The organism is Corallococcus macrosporus, from assembly GCF_017302985.1.
Lineage (GTDB): Bacteria > Myxococcota > Myxococcia > Myxococcales > Myxococcaceae > Corallococcus > Corallococcus macrosporus_A.
Window position 1 is genome coordinate 911,798 of record NZ_JAFIMU010000002.1, and the last position, 20,401, is coordinate 932,198.

General features: G+C 70.6%; 20 protein-coding genes. 12 read left to right on the top strand and 8 right to left on the bottom strand.

Annotated elements, in window-relative coordinates:
- Positions 1 to 104: 104 nt before the first annotated feature.
- The 3 genes from JYK02_RS04095 to JYK02_RS04105 form a co-directional block, all read right to left on the bottom strand.
- Complete coding sequence (locus JYK02_RS04095) at positions 105 to 2,252, bottom strand: FUSC family protein (protein WP_207048523.1); 2,148 nt, start codon at positions 2,250 to 2,252, stop codon at positions 105 to 107.
- Between the two features lie 151 nt (positions 2,253 to 2,403).
- Complete coding sequence (locus tag JYK02_RS04100; RefSeq protein ID WP_207048524.1) at positions 2,404 to 3,480, bottom strand: hypothetical protein; 1,077 nt, start codon at positions 3,478 to 3,480, stop codon at positions 2,404 to 2,406.
- Positions 3,481 to 3,613: 133 nt separating this feature from the next.
- A complete protein-coding gene (locus JYK02_RS04105; protein WP_120529154.1) occupies positions 3,614 to 4,174 on the bottom strand; it encodes a DUF2378 family protein in 561 nt (186 codons plus the stop codon).
- A 211-nt stretch (positions 4,175 to 4,385) separates the two neighbouring features.
- On the opposite strand from JYK02_RS04105, the gene JYK02_RS04110 reads away from it, so the two are divergent.
- The 3 genes from JYK02_RS04110 to JYK02_RS04120 all read left to right on the top strand — a co-directional run bounded on the left by JYK02_RS04110 (position 4,386) and on the right by JYK02_RS04120 (position 7,669).
- Positions 4,386 to 5,831: a hypothetical protein gene (locus tag JYK02_RS04110; protein WP_207048525.1), complete on the top strand. Its 1,446-nt coding sequence runs from the start codon at positions 4,386 to 4,388 to the stop codon at positions 5,829 to 5,831.
- Positions 5,832 to 5,925: 94 nt separating this feature from the next.
- Positions 5,926 to 6,792 carry an ATP adenylyltransferase gene (locus tag JYK02_RS04115; RefSeq protein WP_207048526.1) on the top strand — a complete coding sequence of 289 codons (867 nt, stop codon included), beginning with the start codon at positions 5,926 to 5,928 and terminating at the stop codon, positions 6,790 to 6,792.
- A 64-nt stretch (positions 6,793 to 6,856) separates the two neighbouring features.
- Positions 6,857 to 7,669: an SAM-dependent methyltransferase gene (locus tag JYK02_RS04120; protein WP_207048527.1), complete on the top strand. Its 813-nt coding sequence runs from the start codon at positions 6,857 to 6,859 to the stop codon at positions 7,667 to 7,669.
- On the opposite strand, the gene JYK02_RS04125 is transcribed toward JYK02_RS04120, so the two are convergent.
- Both JYK02_RS04125 and JYK02_RS04130 read right to left on the bottom strand, forming a co-directional pair.
- Positions 7,650 to 8,864 carry an MFS transporter gene (locus JYK02_RS04125; protein ID WP_207048528.1) on the bottom strand — a complete coding sequence of 405 codons (1,215 nt, stop codon included), beginning with the start codon at positions 8,862 to 8,864 and terminating at the stop codon, positions 7,650 to 7,652. The two genes, JYK02_RS04120 and JYK02_RS04125, sit on opposite strands and share 20 nt — an antisense overlap.
- A 13-nt stretch (positions 8,865 to 8,877) precedes the next feature.
- The gene (locus JYK02_RS04130) at positions 8,878 to 9,414 is read right to left on the bottom strand and encodes a hypothetical protein (RefSeq protein WP_207048693.1); all 537 of its coding nucleotides are present in this window, start codon (positions 9,412 to 9,414) and stop codon (positions 8,878 to 8,880) included.
- A gap of 146 nt (positions 9,415 to 9,560) precedes the next feature.
- Between JYK02_RS04130 and JYK02_RS04135 the strand changes: the two genes are divergently transcribed.
- From JYK02_RS04135 to JYK02_RS04150, 4 genes are all read left to right on the top strand, one after another.
- A complete protein-coding gene (locus tag JYK02_RS04135; RefSeq protein WP_207048529.1) occupies positions 9,561 to 10,073 on the top strand; it encodes an RNA polymerase sigma factor in 513 nt (170 codons plus the stop codon).
- The gene (locus JYK02_RS04140) at positions 10,066 to 10,785 is read left to right on the top strand and encodes a hypothetical protein (RefSeq protein WP_207048530.1); all 720 of its coding nucleotides are present in this window, start codon (positions 10,066 to 10,068) and stop codon (positions 10,783 to 10,785) included. Before JYK02_RS04135 ends, JYK02_RS04140 begins: the two co-directional genes overlap by 8 nt.
- Positions 10,782 to 12,410, top strand: coding sequence for a caspase family protein (locus tag JYK02_RS04145; protein ID WP_207048531.1), 1,629 nt, complete (start codon positions 10,782 to 10,784; stop codon positions 12,408 to 12,410). The genes JYK02_RS04140 and JYK02_RS04145 overlap by 4 nt, the downstream gene beginning before the upstream one ends.
- Before the next feature lie 67 nt (positions 12,411 to 12,477).
- Positions 12,478 to 13,038, top strand: coding sequence for a sce7726 family protein (locus JYK02_RS04150; protein WP_207048532.1), 561 nt, complete (start codon positions 12,478 to 12,480; stop codon positions 13,036 to 13,038).
- On the opposite strand, the gene JYK02_RS04155 is transcribed toward JYK02_RS04150, so the two are convergent.
- The gene (locus tag JYK02_RS04155) at positions 13,016 to 13,405 is read right to left on the bottom strand and encodes a beta family protein (RefSeq protein WP_277991257.1); all 390 of its coding nucleotides are present in this window, start codon (positions 13,403 to 13,405) and stop codon (positions 13,016 to 13,018) included. The genes JYK02_RS04150 and JYK02_RS04155 overlap by 23 nt on opposite strands.
- A 1,277-nt stretch (positions 13,406 to 14,682) precedes the next feature.
- On the opposite strand from JYK02_RS04155, the gene JYK02_RS04160 reads away from it, so the two are divergent.
- The gene (locus tag JYK02_RS04160) at positions 14,683 to 15,192 is read left to right on the top strand and encodes a formylmethanofuran dehydrogenase subunit E family protein (protein WP_207048534.1); all 510 of its coding nucleotides are present in this window, start codon (positions 14,683 to 14,685) and stop codon (positions 15,190 to 15,192) included.
- A gap of 5 nt (positions 15,193 to 15,197) precedes the next feature.
- On the opposite strand, the gene JYK02_RS04165 is transcribed toward JYK02_RS04160, so the two are convergent.
- On the bottom strand, positions 15,198 to 15,578 hold the full coding sequence (locus JYK02_RS04165; RefSeq protein WP_207048535.1) for a DUF1304 domain-containing protein: 381 nt from the start codon (positions 15,576 to 15,578) through the stop codon (positions 15,198 to 15,200).
- A 92-nt stretch (positions 15,579 to 15,670) separates the two neighbouring features.
- Here JYK02_RS04165 and JYK02_RS04170 point away from each other — a divergent pair, with 92 nt between their 5' ends.
- The 4 genes from JYK02_RS04170 (at position 15,671) to JYK02_RS04185 (ending at position 19,686) form a co-directional block, all read left to right on the top strand.
- Complete coding sequence (locus tag JYK02_RS04170) at positions 15,671 to 16,264, top strand: TetR family transcriptional regulator (protein WP_207048536.1); 594 nt, start codon at positions 15,671 to 15,673, stop codon at positions 16,262 to 16,264.
- 84 nt (positions 16,265 to 16,348) lie between these two features.
- A complete protein-coding gene (dbpA, locus tag JYK02_RS04175; protein WP_207048537.1) occupies positions 16,349 to 17,734 on the top strand; it encodes an ATP-dependent RNA helicase DbpA in 1,386 nt (461 codons plus the stop codon).
- 58 nt (positions 17,735 to 17,792) lie between these two features.
- Positions 17,793 to 19,001, top strand: a complete 1,209-nt coding sequence (locus tag JYK02_RS04180) for a tetratricopeptide repeat protein (protein ID WP_207048538.1) — start codon at positions 17,793 to 17,795, stop codon at positions 18,999 to 19,001.
- Between the two features lie 13 nt (positions 19,002 to 19,014).
- On the top strand, positions 19,015 to 19,686 hold the full coding sequence (locus JYK02_RS04185) for a macro domain-containing protein (protein ID WP_207048539.1): 672 nt from the start codon (positions 19,015 to 19,017) through the stop codon (positions 19,684 to 19,686).
- On the opposite strand, the gene JYK02_RS04190 is transcribed toward JYK02_RS04185, so the two are convergent.
- Positions 19,677 to 20,360 carry an abortive infection system antitoxin AbiGi family protein gene (locus JYK02_RS04190; RefSeq protein WP_242588318.1) on the bottom strand — a complete coding sequence of 228 codons (684 nt, stop codon included), beginning with the start codon at positions 20,358 to 20,360 and terminating at the stop codon, positions 19,677 to 19,679. The two genes, JYK02_RS04185 and JYK02_RS04190, sit on opposite strands and share 10 nt — an antisense overlap.
- Positions 20,361 to 20,401: the final 41 nt, after the last annotated feature.

Below are 20,401 nucleotides of genomic sequence, written 5' to 3' on the forward strand. Positions count from 1 at the left end.
CGGCTCCAGGTGTGCTCCGGAACAGGTTTCATCCCAGGATACGCAGCCTCGTGTCATCACGGGTTGTTCACGGAAGCCTCATGCGTCCAGCCGTCTCCGCTGCGTCAGCGCAGCGACGGGTCCTCGCTGATCCGCGCCACCGCGCCGTGCAGGATGCCCAGTTGCCGGGGCACGCGCTCCAGCAGCGCGCCCAGCACCGGGTCGTCGCTCGTGCGTGGCAGCGCCAGGGCGGGCAGGGGCGGGGGCTCGCGGCGCTCCTGCAACGCGCGGGCGAGCAGCTCCAGGCTGTCGCTGGCCCGCTGCGCCAACTGCTGCGGCAGCACCGACGTCGTCCTCCCCTCGAAGCGCCCCGTGCCCAGCGCCGTCACCGCCAGCGCGAACCTCCGTGCGTAGGTGAGCAGCGCCATGCCCGGCTCCAGGTGCCGGGGCGGGCCCCGGTACTCCGTCATCAACCGCTGGAAGGAGGACTCCGCCTCCAGCAGCGCCTGATCCAGACGCAGGCGCTCCTCGTTCACCGCCGGCTCCGTGCCGCTCCGGTGCGTGACCAGTTGTTGCAGATACCTCCCGTCCGCGCGCAGGGCGGAGGCCGCCGCGTCCGGGAAGCGGCGGCGCTCCGGGCTGGGCCACAGCGTCCAGGAGCCCACCAGCGCCAGCGTCCCCGCGATGAGCACCCCCAGCGAGCGCTGCGACGCCACCGTCCAGTCCCCGGAGCTGAGCGTGGCCATCAGCAGATAGTCCGGCGTGAGCAGGATTTGAAACGCACCGAAGTTCAGCGGCAGCAGCGCCACGGAGATGGCCGTCAGCGCGCTGATGACGCCAATCATCAGCGGCGGCGTGTGCACCGTCGTCGCGATGAGCGCCGCCAGGCTCGCGCCCACCAGCGTCCCCAGCGTGCGCTGGAGCACGCGCTCCTCCGTGCTGCCCGCGTAGGGCTGGAGGATGGAGATGACCACGAGGCTCACCCAGTGCGCGTCGCCCACCTGCAACGCCTGGGTCAGCCCCAGCGCCGCCGTGGCCACCATCCCCGTGCGCAGCGCGTGCCGCAGCACCACCGAGTCCCGGTGCAGGTGGTCCCTGAGCGGCTGCCACGGGGAGCGCCCCGGTGCCTTCTTCCCGCCTCCCACCGTCCCCTTGCCACGCGCCGGCACCGGGTCGCCGAAGAGCAGGCCCGACGCCGTCTCGTGCGCCACGCCCGAGTACTCGCGCAGCCGGTCCAGCAGCGTGGCCACGTGCGTGGACAGCGGCCCCTCCGTGATGTGCCGCACCGACGGCGCGGCCATCCTCGCGGGCTGCCGTCCACGGCGGGGCTTGAGGGCCCGCCGGGGCGGTGCGCGCATGCCCTCGTTGCGCTCCTGCACCAGCGCCCGCGCCACCCACAGGTCCATCGCGGCGAAGGCCTCGCACAGCCGCGCCACCCGCTCGCGCGTCGCGTGCAGGTGCGGATCCCGCCCCACGACCTGCATCGCCTCCGCCAGCGCGCTGAGCAGCGCCACCATCGGCTCCGCCAGCTCCACCAGCACCAGCAGGTGCTCGCCGCGCCGGGACTCGTCCGGCCTCCCGCGCCGCGTGGCCGCGAGCACCCCGCGCGCCCGTTCGATGTCCGGGCGGATCCGCGCATGGCGCTTCAGCCCTTCCGCCCAGGCGTCGGGCGTGGCTCCCTCCAGCGTCGCTTCACGCAGCTCCTCCGCCGCGGTCGCGAGCCCCGCGTACACCTCCGCCACGGCCCGGCGCGCGGGACGGTAGGGCCTCAGCGGCCACAAGAGCAGCGACAGCGCCATCGCCCACAGGCCGCCCAGGAGCAGCGCGGCTCCTCGCAACACCGTCTCCCGCAGCGAGGACGCGGGCGCGCCCAGCGACACGACGAAGATGACGGCGAGCTGTCCACCCACGGAGCCCGCCGTCTCGCCGTAGCTGCGCGCGAAGTTCGCCGCCGTGACGCCCAGCAGCAGCAGCGTGGCGTCCACCAGGTACGTGCGCCCCGCGGGCGCGGCGAGCAGGCCGACCAGCGCCCCCAGCACCGTCACCACGCCCATGACGCGCGCCCGCACGCGATACGAGCCGCCCTTGTCCGCGAGTGTGACGAGCAGCCCCGTGAGGCCCGCCCAGCTCGCCTCCGGCACGGTGAGCAGATAGGACAGACACAGGGGCAGGGCGGTGGCGACGGCGGCCCGGATGCCCGCCCACAGGGCCGGTCTTCCGGGCTCCACCCGGAAGAGCGACTGGAGGTGTCTCAGCAGCCGGTGATGGGGCATGGGGGAGCGTCGGGCCGTCACCCCAGAGGGTGGCCACGGCCGTCCCCTTCCACAGCCAGGGGCGGCTCCTCCCGCCGGAACCCGGCCAGCACCCCGGGCCCGGGCACGCCAGTCACTCCCTCCCGGAAGTCCGGGGCAGGCGTCCCTGGCTTCAGCCCGTCCCCAGGGCCGGCGCGTCGCCGGGCGCGTCCTCCGCTTCGAGCGCGGTGCCGTCCCACGGGATGTAGCGCACGCCCGGCATCGCCTCCGGGCCGTGGAACTCCAGCGCGCCCACGGTGGACGTGAGCTTCCGCGTGGGCCGCCACGCCGCGAACGGATGGGGGCGGGAGAAGAGCTGCACCTCGCACCGGGCCACGTCGCTCTGGGCCACCAGCACGTCCCAGCCCGTGGGGTCGCGGTACGCGTAGCCCACCAGCGTGCGCGGGTCGCACCACGCGCGGCCCTCCAGGGCCACGGTGGCGGACGCGGCGCGGAAGGACAGCTCCCCGGACGCGGGCGACGTCACGCTCGACATGAGCACGTGGGGCATTTCGTGGAACGTGTGCTCGGCGTCGCTCGTGCGCAGGTAGATGGGCGTCAGCTGGGGGTGGCCGCGCTTGCGCTTCGCGCGCACCGCCATGATCTCCAGCCGCGCGGCTTCGTCCTCGCGGAAGCGCGGGCAGTACAGCCACGTCAGCTCCTCCAGCCGCCGGTGGCCCCACAGGTGCTTCTGCAGGCCGGGCGCGCCCTTCACGTCGATGCGCTCGCCGTCCACCGTCACCGTGCCTTCGAAGATGACGTCGTCGTGCACGTGGGCCACGTGCGTGGGCAGGGGCAGCATCGCGGTGCCGCGCGGCTCACGGCGCACCGGCGCGGAGGCTCCACCCTGGAAGCGCAGGTCCCACGCGATCGCGTGACCGCCGCTGGCCACCTGGCCGTGGCAGTGCCCGGGCGTCAGCTCCGAGTCCGCGATGCGCACGCCGCCGGTGGGCAGCGCCGTGAAGGCGGAGACCGGGTGGATGGCCTTGAGCGCCACCGCGGGCCGGTCGCTCGACGCGCAGTCGAACGCGGCCGCCCACATCGTGGCGCGAGGCTCGCCGCCGCTGCCCGGCGCGGGGGTGAACAGGGTGTAGCGCAACCACCAGGCACGGTCGCCGCCCGGGTCGAGCACCACCAGGAACCAGATTTCGAAGAACCCCCGCTGATGACCGTTCCAGCGCGGCAGGTTGGCGCGCTCGCTCGACGGCATTTGGATGAAGCCCCCTCTTGCGCGGCCGTTCACGGCCCGGACGCCGCGCCCAGGCCTTCACGCTGGCAGATGGGGCCCGGTGCGAGCAAGGGGCCCCGGGGTCGCGGATCCGACGAGGGGGGACGAAGCGGACTCAGGAGCCGGGGGCGCCCCAGGACACGCGGTACGTGACGCTGTCGTCGTCGAACTGGACGACGTCCACCTGCGTGGCCGGGCCGCTGGCGGCGCGCACCGTGGCCAGCATCACGCCCTGCTTGAAGTAGCGCAGCAGGCCGGGCTCGTTGAGCCACAGGTCCGCCTCGCGCTCGCCGCGCTCGGTGATGCGCACCTCGGTGTAGTTGTTGCCGGTGCGGAAGCTGTGCTGCGTGCGCAGGAGCATCCGCTTGGGCCCGATGAGCCGCAGCACGCCCAAGAGCGCCCGGCCCACCATCGTGTCGCGGTAGCCGTCGATCATCCGCTCGCCGAGCATCCGCCACGCCACCGGATCCGGCTGCTCCGGGTGGAGCGTCTTCGCCGTCAGCGCCACACAGCGCGTCCACGTGTCCAGCGAGTACGCCGGCTGCAGGGGCCGGTCCAGGTCCAGCCCCTCCTTGCGCAACTGCTCCTTGAGGGCGAAGGGCACCTTCCCGGAAAGTCCCCGGACGAAGAGTCCTTCGACGATGGTCGGGAATACGAGTTTCTCGGCGGTGGCCATGGGGCCATTCCGCCCAGCACCGCTGGTTCTGGTCAAGACCTACCGCCCGGGTGGCGTCCAACGCTCGAAAGCGTGGTCGCCCTCCGGGACCATTTCCGTGCCGTTCCCGCGCCCGTGAAACATCGCGCGTGTCCGTGTAATTCACGCAAGGTGTGTAAACACTCCCTCACCTCACCGGGCGCGGGCATCTGGTAGCGTCCGGAGCGCCCCGATGACGTCCCGTGTCCTGACGTGCCTGCTGCTGTCCGTGTTGTGCGCGCTTCCCGCGGCGGGTGCCCGTCCGGTGCCCGCGCCGGCCGCGGAGGGGATGGCGATGCTCCAGCGGATGGACACCGCGCGGGTCCAGGGCAGCCCCAGCACGCTGCGCACGGAGCTGGACGCGCAGGAGGCGAAGGCGCCCAAGGACCCGATGCCGCGGGTGTACCGGGCCTTCCTCGCGCTGCCCTCCGACGAGAGCTTCGCCGAGTTCAAGGCGCTGGCCGTGGTGTACCCGGAGAACCCGTGGCCGTTCGTGGGCATGGGGCTGGTGTACGTGCGCTGGGGCATGTTGAAGGACGCGGCCGCGCCGCTGGAGACCGCGCGCAAGGTGGTGCCCGGCTTCGCGCCCGCGCTCTGGGCGGACGGCCTGCGCCTCCAGGCGGAGGGCAAGGCTCCGGAAGCCGAGGCCCGGCTGCGCGAGGCGCTGACGAAGCTGGACGTGCCGCGCTTCCGCACGGACCTGGCGCTGCTCTTGGCGGGAAGGCCCGGCGGCGCGGCCGAGGCGCGGACGCTGCTGGTGCGCTCGGTGAAGGACTGGCCCGAGCAGCCGGAGGCGCTCCAGGTGCTGTCGCGGCTGGCCCGCGAGGCCGGGGACGCGAAGGCGGGTGCGGAGGCCGGGGCGCTGCTCGTCGCGCTCCAGCCGCACGACCGCGAGGCGCACCGGCGGCAGGCGGACGCGTGGCTCGCGGCGGGGGACAAGGCGCAGGCGGTGAAGATGCTGGAGCGCTACGCGACGCTTGGGGGCGCGGAGCCGGCGGTGCTCGCCACCTGGGTGCGGCTCAACGTGGCGCTCAACCGCCCGGACGACGAGGCGAAGGCGCTGGTGCGCCTGGCCGCCGCGACGCCGAAGGATCCGGAGCCGCTCTTGCGGCTGGCCACGCTGGCGGAAGGAAAGCAGGACGCGGCCGGCACCGAGGCGAGGTTGGACCAGGCGGCGGCGCTCGCGCCCCAGCGCGCGGACATCCAGGTGCGGCGGGCGCGGCTGCTCCTCAAGCAGGAGCGCTACTTCGAGGCCGTGGCGGCGTACCGCGCGGCGCTCGCCGCCCCGGAGCGGCCCGTGCCCGAGGCGGCGGAGGAGGCCGCGCAGCTGAGCAAGAAGCTGCGGCTGCCCGCGGCGCCCGCGAAGGGCACGGTGGAGCAGATCTACGACCGCGTGTCGCTGGGGCTGGTGGCGCTGTACCTGGAGCACCTGATGGAGAAGCCGGACCTCAAGGGCAACCTGAAGGTGCGCGTGGACCTGGACCCCACCGGCAAGGCCACGAACGTGGTGGTGCTCTACGACAGCCTCCAGGACGTGCTCATCACCCACCACGCGCACGTCGCCTTCATGGACGCCCAGTACCCCCCGGGCAGTCCGTCACCGGAATACCAGTACGTCTTCCGTCCGCCTCCGCGCTGAGGCGAACATCGCGGCGCTTCCGCGACCGGAAGCGGGTTGACGCTGGCGGCGCCGGACGGCACAGACTCCAGGCCTCACGACAGGAGAGCCGCCCGTGAACGCCGCACCGCTGACGCCCGCCGCCCTGTGGCCCCGCACGCTGGCCGTCACGCGGCACGCGCTGGAGACCGGGGCGCTCCAGCCCATCGCCACCGAAGCGCGCACGCTGCCCATCGCGAACACGACGTTCCAGGTGCGCGTGCTGGGGCGGGTGGCGCTCAAGGAGCGCAAGCGGCCGGCGCCGCCCGCGGGCTCGGAGCCGTTCAACCCGTTCGCGAACCCGGAGCCGGACCTCGTGCTGGGGGACGTGCCGCCTTCGCACGTGTGCCTGCTCAACAAGTTCAACGTCGTGGAGCATCACCTGCTGCTGGTGACGCGGGCCTTCGAGTCGCAGGACGCGCTGCTGACGCTCGCGGACTTCGACGCGCTCTCCACGTGCCTGGAGGGGCTGGACGGGCTGGCCTTCTACAACGCGGGGGAGATGGCCGGCGCGAGCCAGCGCCACAAGCACCTGCAACTGGTGCCGCCCCTGGGGCCGGACGGCAAACGCGCGCCGGTGGAGGCGCTGCTCCCCCCGCTGCCCGGCCCGGGCCGCGTCATCGCCGTGGAGGCGCTGCCGTTCGCGCACCTCCTGGCGGGCCTGGGGCCGTGGGGCGCGCCGGGGCAGGGCGAGCGGATGCTGGCGGCCTACCGGCTCCTGCGGGAGGCAATGGGACTGGAGGAGCACTCGCCGTACAACCTGCTCGTCACGCGGGACTGGATGCTGCTGGTGCCCCGCGGCCGCGCGGAAGCCCTGGGCGTCAACGTCAACGCGCTGGGCTTCGCGGGTTCGCTGCTGGTGCGCACGCCGGAGCAGTTCGACGCGGTCGCCGCGCTGGGGCCGTTGGAATTGCTGCGCCAGGTCGCGGGCGTCACTTCGTAGGACGTGTGCAACCTCGCGAGCGGACCGGCACAATACCCGGGACACAGGCTCACGGAGCGACCCCATGGATGTGAATGAGCTGGCCCGCGTGCCGGGCGTGAATCCCCAGGTTCCCGACGCGGCGCGCATCTACGACTACACGCTGGGCGGCACCCACAACTTCGAGGCGGACCGGCAGGCGGCGGAGTACATGTTCTCGCTGCTGCCCTCCACGCGGAAGTGGGTGCGGATGCTGCGCGCGTGCCTCCAGGCCGCGGCGAAGCGGCTGTCCGACGAGGGCTTCACGCACTGGGTGGACTTCGCGTCCGGCCTGCCCACCAACGACCACGTGCACGGCGTGCTGCCGCCGGACGTGAAGGTGCTCTATTCGGACATCAACCCGCTGACGATGGCGCAGGCGCGCGTGCTCCTGGGGAACGACCCGCGCGTGCGCTATCTGGAGTGCGACATCCGCCAGGCGAGGTCCTTCCTGGAGCGCCCCGACGTGCGCGACTTCCTGGGCGGCGAGCGCAAGGTGGCCATCGGCGCCAATGGCATCACCGTGTTCCTCAAGGCGGAGGAGAACCAGAAGTTCTTCCGCGACCTGTACGACTGGGCCGCGCCGGGCTCCAGGCTGTTCACCACGTTCGAGACGAAGGACCCCGCGAAGACGACGCCCCAGTGGGAGCAGTTCGTGGGCATGTTCCAGAAGATGGGGGAGACCTTCGAGCTGTTCTCCCTGCCCGAGTACCTCAAGCTGTGCGAGCCGTGGACCCCCGGTCCTGGCGGCGTCCAGCCGGTGAGCCGGTTCCTGGGGCTGCCCGAGGACTACATCACCGAGGAGGACCGCCAGGGCGTGGGCATCGAGTTCTACGCGGTCATCCTGGAGAAGAAGTAGCCGCCTTCGCGCGGTAGCGCAGCCCGACGAGCGCCGCGACGAAGCCCGCCGCGGCGCCCACGCACAGCGCCTGGCGCGGACCGAACGTGTCCGCGACCCACCCGACGATGGGCGCCCCCAGCGGCGTGCCGCCCAGCGCGATGGCCAGCAGGATGGCGAGCACGCGCCCGCGCATCGACGGGGCGGTGGACAGCTGCACCAGGCTGTTCGCGGTGGTGGTGAACGTCTGCGCCGACACGCCGATGACGACGAGCATGACGCCGAAGAGCGCGTAGACCGGCATCACCGCGGCGAGCAGCAGCCCGGCGCCGAACACCGCGGCCCCGACGACCAGCAGGCCGATGCGCGGCTGCGCGCGCCGCGCGGAGAGCAGCGCGCCCGTCACCGAGCCCATGGCCATGATGGACGTCAGGAGCCCGTAGCCGCTCGCGCCCTGGGCGAAGACGCTCACCGACATGGTGGAGATGAAGATGGGGAAGTTGAGCCCGAACGTGCCGATGAGGAAGAACATGATCAGCACCGCCTTCAGGTCGGGCCGCTTCCAGACGTAGGCGAAGCCCTCCAGGAGGCCCCCTCGCGTGCCCGCCGCCCGGTCCCGCACGTGAAGCTCGTTCGTGCGCAGCAGGCTCAGCGACCCGAGCACCGCGCCGAACGACGCCGCGTTGATGACGAACATCCACCCGGAGCCCACCCAGGAGATGAGCACCCCCGCGATGGCGGGCCCCAGCATGCGCGCGGCGTGGAACGAGGTGGAGTTGAGCGCCACGGCGTTGGAGAGGTCCTCCTCGCCCACCAGCTCCGCCACGAACGTCTGGCGCGCGGGGGCGTCGAACGCGGTGACGCAGCCCAGGAGGAACGCGAACACGTCGACGTGCCACAGCCGCACGTGCCCCCAGAGCGTGAGCAGGCCCAGGCCCAGCGCCAGCGCCCCCAGGGTCGCCTGCGTGGCGAACAGGAGCTTGCGGCGGTCCAGGTGATCCGCCGCGAAGCCCGTCAGGGGGAGCAGCAGCACCTGCGGCGCGAACTGGAGCGCCATCACCACGCCCACGGCCGTGGCGTTGTTGTGGGTGAGCTGGGTGAGGACGAGCCAGTCCTGGGCCGTGCGCTGCATCCACGTGCCCACGTTGGACACGATGGCCCCGGCCGCCCACGTCCGGTAGTTGTAGCCGCGCAGCGACCGGAACGTGCCCGTCATCCCGGTGGGTATCTCACCCGCACGACTCGCCCGCCAGCGCGCAGCGCGTGGACGCACAGGGCGTGAATGGAGGGTTGGAGCCGCAGCCCGAGGGCGCGCACACGCAGGTCGTGACCCGGTGGGTGGACGGGTCGCAGCACGGCTCGTAGCTGGGGGGCGTCTGGGGGCCGGCGTCCACGCCCGCGTCGGTGCCGGCGTCGGTGGCCGTTCCCGCGTCGGTGCTGGTGCCTGCGTCGATGCTGGTGCCCGCGTCCGTGGCGGTGCCCCCGTCTTGGATGACGACGCCACCGTCGGTGTCCGCGCCGCCGGCGTCCTGGCTCCCCTGGACGGAGCCGCAGCTCTGGCTGAGCGATACCGTGCAGGTGCCGGCCGCGCAGGCCCGGAAGGTCGTGTCGCAGACCTCGGCCTCTTCACAGAGGCAGGTGTCCACCTGGCCGCCCACGCAGCAGACGGCCCAGGACGCCTCGCCGATGAGCGATGGGTCCTCGTAGAGCGGGTCGAAGCACGCGGCGAGGAGCGCGAGGAGGGAGGCGAGGACGATTCGTTTCACGGCGCTTGGGACACCCGGTGCGGCCGGCCTGGGACATGCCGCCGGGGTGCGACTAATATCCCACGGCCCATCGCGAACGCGATGCGATGTCCCAGGCCGCCGGGGCCGGGTGTCTCAAGGACGAAAAGGAAGGTCGGACCAGGCGGATGGGGAGCGGGCTCGATGCGGAGGAGCTCAGGCAGCTCTACGAGCGCTTCGCGCCCGTGGTGCACCGTCGCGCGCTCGCGCTGCTGGGACGCGATGCCGATGCGTGGGACATCGTTCAAGAGGTCTTCGAGCGCATGCTGACGGCGGGAGCGCGGTTCCGACGGGAGGCCCGTCCGATGACGTACGTGTACCGCGTCACCACCAACCTGTGCCTCAACGCGCTGCGTTCGCGCCAACTGCGGGAGCCGGCCCTGCTGGAGGCCCCCGAGGCCGCGGCGCTGACCCCCAGCCAGTGGGAGGCCGCGGACTTCATCCGCCACCTCGTGGGGCGGATGGGCGAGCGCGAACTGGAAGTGGCCACGCTGCACTTCTTCGACGGGCTGACCCAGGAGGAGATCGCCGGGATGCTGGACGTGTCGCGAAAGACGATCGTCCGCGACCTGGACTCCATCCGGAAGAAGGCGGCGGAGCTGGGGCGGCTGCCGGAAGCGCTGGAGGCGGGGCGTGGCTGAGCACCTTTCAAGGCTGGAGCTGGATGAGTGGCTCGCGGGGCTGGACACATCAGGCCGCGCGGAGCGGCACCTGGCGGCCTGTCCGGCCTGCGAGCAGGTTGCCGGGCAACTGCGGCAGGCGCGGGCATCGAGCCTGGCCGAGCCCCGAGCGAAGGCGGTGCTGGCGAGGCTGGAGGAGAAGCGGGCCCGGGCCGTGAAGCCCCGCTGGAGCTGGGGCGTCCCGCTGGTGGCGGCGTTGGCGGTGGGGCTCGCGCTGGTCGTCTACGTGCCGCGAGGGACGGAGGACGGCGTGCGGTTGAAGGGCACCGTGGCGCTGCGGCTCATGTCCGAGCAGGGCGCGACGGTGCTGGACGCGAGGCCCGGCGAACGCGTGACGCTGGCGGTGGGCACGGGGCCGTACCGGAACGTGCTGGTGCTCGCGGTGGATGAGGCGGGAGCGGTGGATCGGCTCTGGCCACGGGAAGGCGCGACGAGTGGCACGGTGGCGCCGGGAGCGGAGGTGAAGCTGTCCCCGCCGCTGGAGGTGACGCCGGGGTCGGTGGCGCTGCATGCGTTCTTCTCGGATGCGCCGCTGGATGTGGATCAGGCAGGTGCCGCGCTCACGTCGAGCATCGCGGAGGCTCGCGCGAAGGGGCAGGCGCCGTTGGACGTGGCGACGCCCGGCGACATCGGGAAGGCCCAGGCGCGTACGCTGCTGAGGGTCGTGCCGTGAGGCGGGCGCTGGGCCTGGGCATCCGGGTGCTCACGGTGCTGGGCCCGCTCCGCGGGACCGCCGATGCGGGGGCTCCGCGCCGCTGGGCGTTGGGCATCCAGCTGTTCGCGGTGCTGCTCACGATGCTGGGCCCGCTCCGGGCCGCGGCCGTAGAGGAAGCGCCGCGCCGCTGGGCGCTGGTCGTGGGGGAGAACCAGGGCCTGGCCGGCGAGGAGCGGCTGCGCTTCGCGGAAGCCGATGCGCAGCGGATGCGCGAGGTGCTCCAGGAAGTGGGCACCGTGCCGCCGGAGCGGACGGTGACGCTGCTGGGCGCGGATGCCGCGACGCTGCGGGAGGCCCTGCAGGGCTTCCGGGCGCGGCTCGCGGTGGAGGCCTCGTCGCGGGATTGGCTGTTGCTGTACGTGTCGTCGCACGCGGGTGACGGCAGCCTGCACCTGCGCGGCACCGAGCTTCCGATGCGCGAGTTGGTGGACTTCCTCAAGGGCGCGCCGGTGGGCGTGGGGCTGCTCATCCTGGACTCCTGCCGCTCCGGCGTGGCCACGCGCCTCAAGGGCCTCAAGCCCGTGGCCGCGCCTGTCACGATGGAGGCCTCGGACCTGGAGGGACGGGTCGTCATCAGCGCATCGGGCGCGGATGAGTACGCGCAGGAGTCGGATGCGCTGCAGGGCTCGTTCTTCACGCACCACCTGGCGGTGGGACTGCGCGGCGCTGCGGATGCCTCGCGCGATGGACGCGTCACGCTGGAGGAGGCCTACCGCTACGCCTACGCGCGGACGCTGGAGTCCACGCTCGTGTCACCCGGAGGCGTGCAGCGCCCCACGTTCCGGATGGACCTGCGTGGACGCGGCGAGCTGGTCCTCTCCGAACCCCAGCAGGCACGCGGCCGGCTGACGCTCGACGTGAAGACGCCGGGCCGCTGGCTCGTGGTGGCGTCGGAGAGCGGGTCGCTGGTGGCGGAGCTGGAGAAGGGCGAAGGCCCCACGACGCTGGCCGTGGCGCCCGGCGCGTACCGGCTGCTGCTGCGCGCGGATGAAGGCTACCTGGAGCGGTCGGTGACGGTGCCGCTCAACGGAACCGTCTCCGTGGGCGGCACGCACCTGGAAGAGGCCGCGCGGCTGCGGCTCGCGCGCAAGGGCGGAGCGGGGTCGTCGCTGCTGCTCGCGGTGGGACCGTCGCTGACGTCGGGCCTCGTGGCGGGCCTGTCGTCCATCGCGGGCCTGGACGTGCGTCTGGTGCGCGAAGGACGGCTGTTCTCCGGCGTGGACACGTCGAGCCTGGGGCTTGCGGTGCGCCGGGGCACGGGCAGCGGAGTGTCCTTCCAGCAGACGGAGCTGGAGCTGCGCCTGGGCGCGGGGCCCCACTGGCAGCACGGCGCCTGGACGTTCAGCGGCGCGCTGGAGGCGGGGGCGCTGGCCGTCTTCCAGACCCGCATTCCGGAAGAGGAAGAAGCCCGCTTCGGGCTTGAGCCGCTGGCGCTCGTCACCGGAGGCGTGCGGCTGGAGGTGCGAAGCCGCCTGTCCATGCTCCTGAGCGCCTCCGCCGGAGGCGTCATGGCCCGACGGGACTCCGGCACGGCGCTGGTGCCCAGGGCCTCCGCGTCCCTGATGATCGGCTACGCGCTCTAGCCTGATTCATCGAATTCTTCCGATCGCGTCAGCCAGTCCGTGGCCATAGACTTCGAAGCCGCCCACCATGCGTGACTTCGATGTGCGACAGGCCCTCACGGCGAGCCTCAAGGCGGCCCACGCGGGTGAGCCCGGAACCCTCATCCGTGAGGAACTGGGGTTGGAGCACGGCCAGGTCTTCGTGGACGTGGCCGTCATCAATGGCGAACTCCATGGTTACGAACTGAAGAGTGAACGGGACACGTTGGCACGTCTGCCTCGACAGGTTGAGGCGTACAGCGCGGTGCTCGACAGGGCCACGCTCGTCGTCAGTACCCGTCATGTCGAACAGGCCATCGGTCTCGTTCCCGCATGGTGGGGCATCAAGACGGCCGCGACCCAACGTGATGGTTCCGTCAAGCTTCGGCATTTGCGCAAGGCACGACGCAATCCCCAGCAGCAGATGCCGGCCATGGTTCGGTTGCTCTGGCGTGACGAGGCGCTGAGTCTTCTGGAGTCTCTGGGCGCTGCCAAGGGATTGCGGAGCAATCCTCGGAAGATGCTCTACGAGCGCGTGGTGGAACTGCTGCCTGCCGAAGCGCTGCGCGCGGAGGTCCGCAGGCTTCTCAAGGTACGTGAAGACTGGTGAGCTGCTTCAGCACCTTCGCGATGTGATGGTTCGTTCCCATCCTGCGCCATACTCCCGGGCTTCCGGGCGTCTCGGCGCCTCCGGCGCATCCGAAGATGTAGTCGTCACCCTTGCTGAAGGTGCGCCCGGAATAGCACTCGTGCTCCATCAGGTATGTCGCCAGCCCGGTGTATTGGTCATAGCCGTGCCGTTTGAGGGCTTCGCCACGGACCACCAGCCAGTGGTCATTCGCCGTGTGGCGGATGTTGGGACTTCCAGGATGCATGGCCGCGTCATGTGGAGGAAGCAGGACTCCCTGGATAGCGTAGTCGCCGTAGTTGGACAGCTGCACCAACGCCGACGCCTTCAGGGCAAGGCTCTGCCACAGGAGTTAGTCCGCCCTCAGCATCTTCGTCGGCAATTCAATGGTTGATTGAGCTTCGCCCGAAGACTGGCCGTCTCTATGCATGAGTAGAAGATGCTCGGCTAGCTGACGCCTAAGCTGTACGTTGCACCCGTGCCACGATTCGCCGAATTTGAAGAGAAGGAGTTTGAGGGTCCGCTGAACGCTCAGTTGGGCCTTGGCGCACCCATGTGGTCGCCGGGGCAGGTGCTCGAAGCAGTCGTAGGATTCGACGTTGCCTTGAGAGTTCAATCTGCAGTTTTCTGGGCGCAGCAAGGATTCTCAGCTCCCCCCCAGGGGGCTGTCATCATTCCTTCCTGGTGGCCATGGGCCATCGCACGTCTGGCTGTGCGGGTTCGTCGCCCGCCACCATTTCGCCTCAATCTATTCCTACAGTACAAGCGTCCGGAGTACCTCCACGGGGCCCAAGCAAGTGAGTGGTCTAAGTGGAAGCAGTCCTACTACCGGTTCTGGATTGAAACCCACCAGCAGAACGCGCTGGATGCCTGCACTAAGGCGCTTGGGGCAAATGGGCTTGTCGCCTATGCGAGTCCGGCCTTTCACTCTCGCGTCGATCTCTTTCGGCACGTTGAGGCTCGAACTCTCCGGGCGAACACCCACTTCGCGCCAGCCTCACGCCTGACTGGGCACGGTCGTTACACGTACGTAGACGCTGCAACGCCGGGTAAGGCGCACAGCGAGGTGGTGGAGGTGGCGCCCTTGCGTTTCTTAAGTGGTGGCGACGGAGATGCTCCTCCGCCAGCACCGCAGGGAGGCGATGACAACCGGCAGCCGAGGGAGTTGCTTGAGGCTGCGCGTCGCGCAGCCGAAGCAGCCATTGCGTCAAGTCCGCAGATCGTTGGGAACGAGGTGCTCTTTAGCGCTGCTGTTCAGCGCGCGAACGAGTTCCTTCGTGCGGTGCCCCCACCCGTACTGGAAGACGACGATCCACCGGTGCAAAATTTTGTATTTGCTGCCACCTTCTCATGGATGTCAGGCATACGATGGGCAATCATCTAATCCCCTTCAGGGAAGTTACTGAAGAGTGATGGGATGCCGCCATGGGTGAGATACTTCTCATGACGAGGCGGCCGAGGCGGCAGACGGCAGAACAGTTGGAGGAGCGCCGGTTGGAGGTAGTCTGGGCGCTGAATAGTGGGCGCTACACGCAGGCGGCGATTGCGCGTCAGTTGAGCGTGAGTCCGAGCAGCACCCACTGCTTCCGGGTAGGACCCTCTGCCTTTCCTTATCCGGAGCCCCTCATGTCCGTGCGCCGCCGTCTCCTGCTCTCCGTCACGCTGGGCCTCACCCTGGGCTGCGCGAGCACGAAGCCCACCGCGACCCCGCCCGCTGAACCGGGCGCACTGGAGCGGGTGGCGCTGGTGCATGGCGGCGCGGGGCCGTGGGCCGTCGCGGGCTACCGGATGGGCGAGCACGCGCTCCATCAGCTGGGCCTGCCCCGGGGCAGCTTCAAGCTGGAGGCTATCCATCACAGCCCGGCGCAGGTCCAATACACCTGCGTCGCGGACGGAGCAGCGGCGGCCACCGGGTCCAGCCTGGGCAAGCTCAACCTGTCGCTCGTCACAGCGCCCGCGCCGGAGGACACCTCGACCACGTTCCGCAACCGCGACACCGGCCAGTCACTTACGCTGCGCCCGTCCTCGAGCTTCGGGCAGCGCTTCCGCGACGTGCCACGCGAGAAGCTGGGTGAAGCGGGCCGGGTCGTCCTCACCCTGCTGGACGCGGACGTCTTCGAAACCGTCGTGCCCTGAAACCGTTATCGGAAGACCACGAGCGACAGGGCCAGCAGCGGCAGGGCGCCCTGGACGATGCTGGCCCGGAGGAAGCGCCGGTCGGTGCTCAGCAGCACCACCGCCGCCAGCAGCATGCACGCGCAGCCGAACACCACGGCCGTCACGCCCGACGTCTCCCACGCCGTGTGCACCAGCACCACGCCCACCAGCACGCCCAGCGCGAGGAACAGGTTGTAGAACCCCTGGTTGAACGCCATCCCCTTCAGCACGTCCGCGTCCGCCTGCGACTTCACCCCGAACCGCTGCCACACCGCCGGCCGCGAGAAGACGAGGCTCTCCATCACGAAGAACAACACGTGGATGAGCGCGGCGATGACCGCGAAGACCTGTGCCAGTGGCGACATGATGACTCCCCCTCCGGGGTTGGGTTATTCTGAACCAGTCAGTTCCGAAATCATATTGAAACGGTCAGTTCAGAATTGTCAAGGAGGGTGACGTGGCGAGGACGCGGGCGTTCGACGAGACAGAGGCGGTGCGGGCGGCGCTGGGGGTGTTCTGGTCGCGCGGCTACGAGGCGACGTCGCTGTCGGACCTGGAGGCCGCGACAGGGCTGAACCGCTCCAGCCTGTACCAGACGTTCGACAGCAAGCGCGGGCTGTTCGCGCGGGCCATCACGCTGTATCTCGAGGAGGTCATCGGGCCTCGGCTGGGTGTCTTCACGAAGGACGCGCCGGGCCTCGCGCAGGTGACGGAGTACTTCGAAGCGCTCGCGACCACGATGGCCAGCGCGCCGCCGGCCCTGACCAAGCGGGGCTGCCTGCTGGTGAATACGGCGACGGAGCTGGGCCCCCACGATGCGGAGGCCCGGCAGGCGGTGGAGGACTACCGGGCGCTCCTGCGCGGCCACCTGACGCGGGCCCTGGAGGGCGCGGCGCGGGCGGGCGTGCTGCCTCGCAAGACGGTGGCCCGCCGGGTGGAGCTGCTTTTGGGCGCGGTAATCGGGGTGCTCGTCACGGCCCGCGTGGACCCGGGCGCCGCGGCGAAGCTGGCCCAGGCGACGGCGGGCGAGGTTGCGGGCTGGGCGGGGTAGGGGGCCGGGCTTGTCCGGCGTGGGAAGGCTGGTACAAGGGCGCGTTCTCCCGAGGCGTCCGTGCCTCCGTTCCCCGAGGCTCCGATGGAATTCTCCGCGCTCGCGCTGTCACCCCCGCTGCTCCAGGTGCTGGAGGAGCTGGAGTTCAAGACCGCCACCCCCATCCAGGCGCAGAGCATCCCGGTGCTGTTGCAGGGCAGGGATCTGGTGGGCCAGGCGCGCACGGGCAGCGGGAAGACGGCGGCGTTCGCGCTGCCCATCCTCCAGAAGGTGAAGCTCACGCAGGACCGGCGGCTCCAGGCGCTGGTGCTCTGCCCGACGCGCGAATTGTGCGCGCAGGTGGCGGGGGAGATCCGCAGGCTGGCGCGCCGGATGCCGGGGCTCCAGGTACTGGCGCTCGCGGGTGGGCAGCCCATCCGGCCTCAGGTGGAGGCGCTGGAGAAGGGCGTGCACATCGGCGTGGGGACGCCCGGGCGCATCATGGACCTGCTGGACCGCGAGGTGCTGGACACGCGGCACCTGGCCACGGTGGTGCTGGATGAAGCGGACCGCATGCTGGACATGGGATTTCGCGAGGACATGGAGCGGGTGCTGGGCGCCACTCCCGCGAAGCGGCAGACGGTGCTCTTCTCCGCGACGTTCCCGGACGACATCGAGAAGCTGAGCCGCGCGTTCCAGAAGGACCCCGTGCGCGTGTCGCTGGCGCAGGAGGAGTCCGCGCCGGACATCCAGCAGGTGGCGTACGCGTGCACGCCGGAGGAGAAGCAGGCGCTGCTCCTGCGGCTCCTGCGCCAGTACCAGCCGGCCTCCGCCATCGTGTTCTGCAACTTCAAGGCGGTGGTGGTGGAGCTGACGCGAGCGCTGGTGCAGGCGGGCGTGAGCGCGGACGGGTTGCAGGGGGACCTGGAGCAGTTCGACCGGGACCGGGTGATGGCGAAGTTCCGCAATCACAGCACCCGCGTGCTGGTGGCCACGGACGTGGCGGGCCGGGGCATCGACGTGGAGGCGCTGGACGCGGTGGTGAACTACGAGCTGCCGCAGCAGCCGGAGGCGTACGTGCACCGCATCGGCCGCACGGGGCGCGCGGGCCGGCGCGGGCTGGCGCTGTCGCTGGTGACGCGCTCGGACAGCCGCAAGGTGGAGGACATCGAGGCGACGACGGGCGTGAAGCTGGAGAAGGGGGACGTGGACGCGCTGGTGCCGGAGAACGCGCCGGGCGTGTCGCTCATCTCCGGCTGGGAGACGCTGTCTATCTCCGCGGGGCGCAAGGACAAGATGCGGCCCGGAGACATCCTGGGCGCGCTCACGGGCGAGGCGGGCGGCTTGAAGGCGGAGGACGTGGGCAAGATTGAGATCCATGACCACCACGCCTTCGTCGCCGTCTCCAAGCGTGTGGTGAAGGTGGCGTTCCAGCGGCTGAGCGAGGGCCGCATCAAGGGCCGCAAGCACCGCATCGAGCGGGTGCGGTGAGGGTTTGATGATGGAACGGTGATGAACGGGGCCTGAGGGCGCGTGAGAGATTGCCCCCATGCCCCGAAGCCTCGTGTGTCTGGTGTTGTTGACCCTGAGCGTGGCGTGCAGGACCGCCGCGCCCGTCGCTCCCGATGCCGTCCAGGTGGCCCGGACGCCCGCCGCGGCGGAGTGGGAGAAGCGGCTGGACGCGGTCCGGTTCGCTCCCGCGAGCCCTGCCCAGCAGCAGACCTTCGCTCAAATCCAAAGAGAGCTGGAGGCCGCCGTCCAGAAGGACCCGGCGGACGCGCACCTGCATTACCTGCTGGGGCGCGTGTATTTCTATCAGGAGCGCGACGCGGAGGCGGCGCGGGAGCTCGATAGGGCCCTGGAGCTGGCGCCCGAGGTCGCCGAATACCACTACCTCAAGGGGTATTTTTTCGGGGTCGTTCAAGACAGGCAGGGGGCCATCGCGGAGCTGACCCGGGCGACGGAGCTGGCGCCCCGGGTGGCGAAGTACCAGGCCGTCCTGGGGGAGACGTTGTTGACTGTGGACGAGGCCAGGGCCGTGACTGCCTTCCTGCGAGCGCTCGAGCTGGAGCCAGACAACGCCCTGTCGGCGGGCTACCTCGGCCTGATGCTCCTGGCGCAGGGCAAGGAGGAGGAGGGGCTCCGATGGCTGGCCAAGACCACGACCCAGTCGCCGAGCAATCCGATGACCCAGTACAACATCGCGCAGGCCTACCAGAACCACGGGGACCACGAGCGAGCGCTGGCGCACTTCCAGGCCGCTGCCCGGGACATGCCCGAGGACTGGCGCACGCTCGCGAAGCTGGTGCAGGAGCATGAGGCGTTGAAGCAGTTCAAGGAGCGCGACGCCGCGCGCGCCAGGCTGTTGAAGCTGAACGACGAGGGCAAGGTGGACAGCCCCTTCTTCGTCCGCGAGCAGTTCCAGGAGGGCGCGGCGAAGGTGATGGTGACGGAGCACTTCAAGCTCGAGGGGGACTGGGCCGTCCGCTACACCTTCCACGTGGAGGAGGCCCGGCCAGGAGCCGCGCCCGTGGAGTGGCGCCTGAGCCTGGGCTCGTACGCGTTCACCAACGAGCTGCGGCCGCCCGGCGTCACGGAGCGGACCTTCCACTTCGACGGCTACGAAGCGGACCACTCACACCTGACCTTCGCCTTCTTCCGCGGAGAGCCCTCCTACGAGGACACGCGCAAGCTGGCGGTGGCCGTCCTCCGAGGAGAGGTGAAGCCCGTGTCGGGCACCCGCTTCAACCGCGAGTAGGATGCGGTCCGCCATGACGACCACGATTCAACTCCACCTGCGAGACCTGGGACGTGCACTGGTGGAAGCGTGGCGCCGTGAGTTCGACGGCGTTCCAGGTGTCACCGTCTCGCAGGGAGACATCTTCTCGGAGCGCGCGGGCACGGTGTCCGCTTCGGATCCCATCGACGTGCGCGCGGACGCGGTGGTGAGCCCGGCGAACAGCTTCGGGTTCATGGATGGCGGCATCGACGCCGTCTATACGTACCAACTGGGCCCCCAGGTCCAGGAGCGGCTGCGGGAACTGCTGGCGAAGGAGCACGGCGGAGAGCTGCCCGTGGGGCAGGCGGTGCTGGTCCCCACGGGGCGCTCGGAAATCCCCTGGTGCATCAGTGCTCCCACGATGCGAGTTCCCGCGGACGTCAGCGACACGGTGAACGCCTACCTCGCGTTCCGTGCCGCGCTGCGCGCCGTCCTCGCCCACAACGCCACGGCGAAGACGCCCATCCGGACCGTGCTGTGTCCTGGCCTCGGGACTGCCGTGGGGCGGATGCCGCCAGAGCGCTGCGCGCGTCAGATGAAGGAGGCCTGGGTGCGCACCGTGATGGGCAGGCCGGCCATTCCCCACTCACTGCGCCAGGCCGCCGAGGACGACTTCCGGCTCCGCGTCGAACCGGCGCAGGAGCGCGTCAGTCATCAGCCCTGAACGCTCTTGCGCTCCGCTGTTACTGGCGGCTCCGCGTGCTTCGCCAGCGCCTCCATGATCTGATCCGCCTTCCAGCCGGGGTCCAGCACGGGGCAGAAGTAGCCCGGGCCCGCGCGCTCTCGCACGGCCCAGGCGAAGAAGTCCCGGGCCAGGGTGTGGACCTCTTCCGGGAGGAAGAGCGCCGCGACGTCGTACTCCGTGAAGCGCAGCAGGCCCGGGACTCGCCACTCGCGCTCCCAGTCGAAGCGGTAGCTGTAGGGCGCGTTGTGCGCGTCACCCTGGATGTCCACGAAGGGCGTCACCGCCCAGACGGGCTCCTTGTGCGGCTCCTTCGCCGCCAGCGCCTGGTCCAACTGGTGCTTCATCGCCAGGTGCGCCGGGGAGCCGTACTGCACGTACCAGACGGGCCCTCCGCCCTGCGACAGGATGAAGCTCTTGCGGAAGGCGATGCCGTACAGGCTCCGGCGCTGCACCAGCCTCCCGAGTTGGTCGAGCGGGATCTCGCTGAAGCACACCGAGCGGTGCCGGTCCGCCACCACCGCCTCCCGCCTCGCGATGCCAAAACCCTCCGCGCCCGGGATGAGCGTGCGCGCTCCCAGGATGCTCATCATGTTCTGGTACGCGTCGTGGTACGGGGGCCCGGGCTTCGTGAAGTGCACCACGAAGTCAGACATGTCCCGCCACTGCGCATTCGCCTGATACCCGAGCATCGCCT

Bases quoted from the DNA above. Each gene is read 5' to 3' on its own strand.
- JYK02_RS04105 (WP_120529154.1), bottom strand. From the start codon at position 4,174: ATGGCCACCGCCGAGAAACTCGTATTCCCGACCATCGTCGAAGGACTC.
- JYK02_RS04100 (WP_207048524.1), bottom strand. From the start codon at position 3,480: ATGCCGTCGAGCGAGCGCGCCAACCTGCCGCGCTGGAACGGTCATCAG.
- JYK02_RS04150 (WP_207048532.1), top strand. From the start codon at position 12,478: ATGCGTGACTTCGATGTGCGACAGGCCCTCACGGCGAGCCTCAAGGCG.
- JYK02_RS04110 (WP_207048525.1), top strand. From the start codon at position 4,386: ATGACGTCCCGTGTCCTGACGTGCCTGCTGCTGTCCGTGTTGTGCGCG.
- JYK02_RS04160 (WP_207048534.1), top strand. From the start codon at position 14,683: ATGTCCGTGCGCCGCCGTCTCCTGCTCTCCGTCACGCTGGGCCTCACC.
- dbpA (WP_207048537.1), top strand. From the start codon at position 16,349: ATGGAATTCTCCGCGCTCGCGCTGTCACCCCCGCTGCTCCAGGTGCTG.
- JYK02_RS04165 (WP_207048535.1), bottom strand. From the start codon at position 15,578: ATGTCGCCACTGGCACAGGTCTTCGCGGTCATCGCCGCGCTCATCCAC.
- JYK02_RS04135 (WP_207048529.1), top strand. From the start codon at position 9,561: ATGGGGAGCGGGCTCGATGCGGAGGAGCTCAGGCAGCTCTACGAGCGC.
- JYK02_RS04185 (WP_207048539.1), top strand. From the start codon at position 19,015: ATGACGACCACGATTCAACTCCACCTGCGAGACCTGGGACGTGCACTG.
- JYK02_RS04095 (WP_207048523.1), bottom strand. From the start codon at position 2,252: ATGCCCCATCACCGGCTGCTGAGACACCTCCAGTCGCTCTTCCGGGTG.
- JYK02_RS04190 (WP_242588318.1), bottom strand. From the start codon at position 20,360: ATGTCTGACTTCGTGGTGCACTTCACGAAGCCCGGGCCCCCGTACCAC.
- JYK02_RS04125 (WP_207048528.1), bottom strand. From the start codon at position 8,864: ATGACGGGCACGTTCCGGTCGCTGCGCGGCTACAACTACCGGACGTGG.
- JYK02_RS04180 (WP_207048538.1), top strand. From the start codon at position 17,793: ATGCCCCGAAGCCTCGTGTGTCTGGTGTTGTTGACCCTGAGCGTGGCG.
- JYK02_RS04120 (WP_207048527.1), top strand. From the start codon at position 6,857: ATGGATGTGAATGAGCTGGCCCGCGTGCCGGGCGTGAATCCCCAGGTT.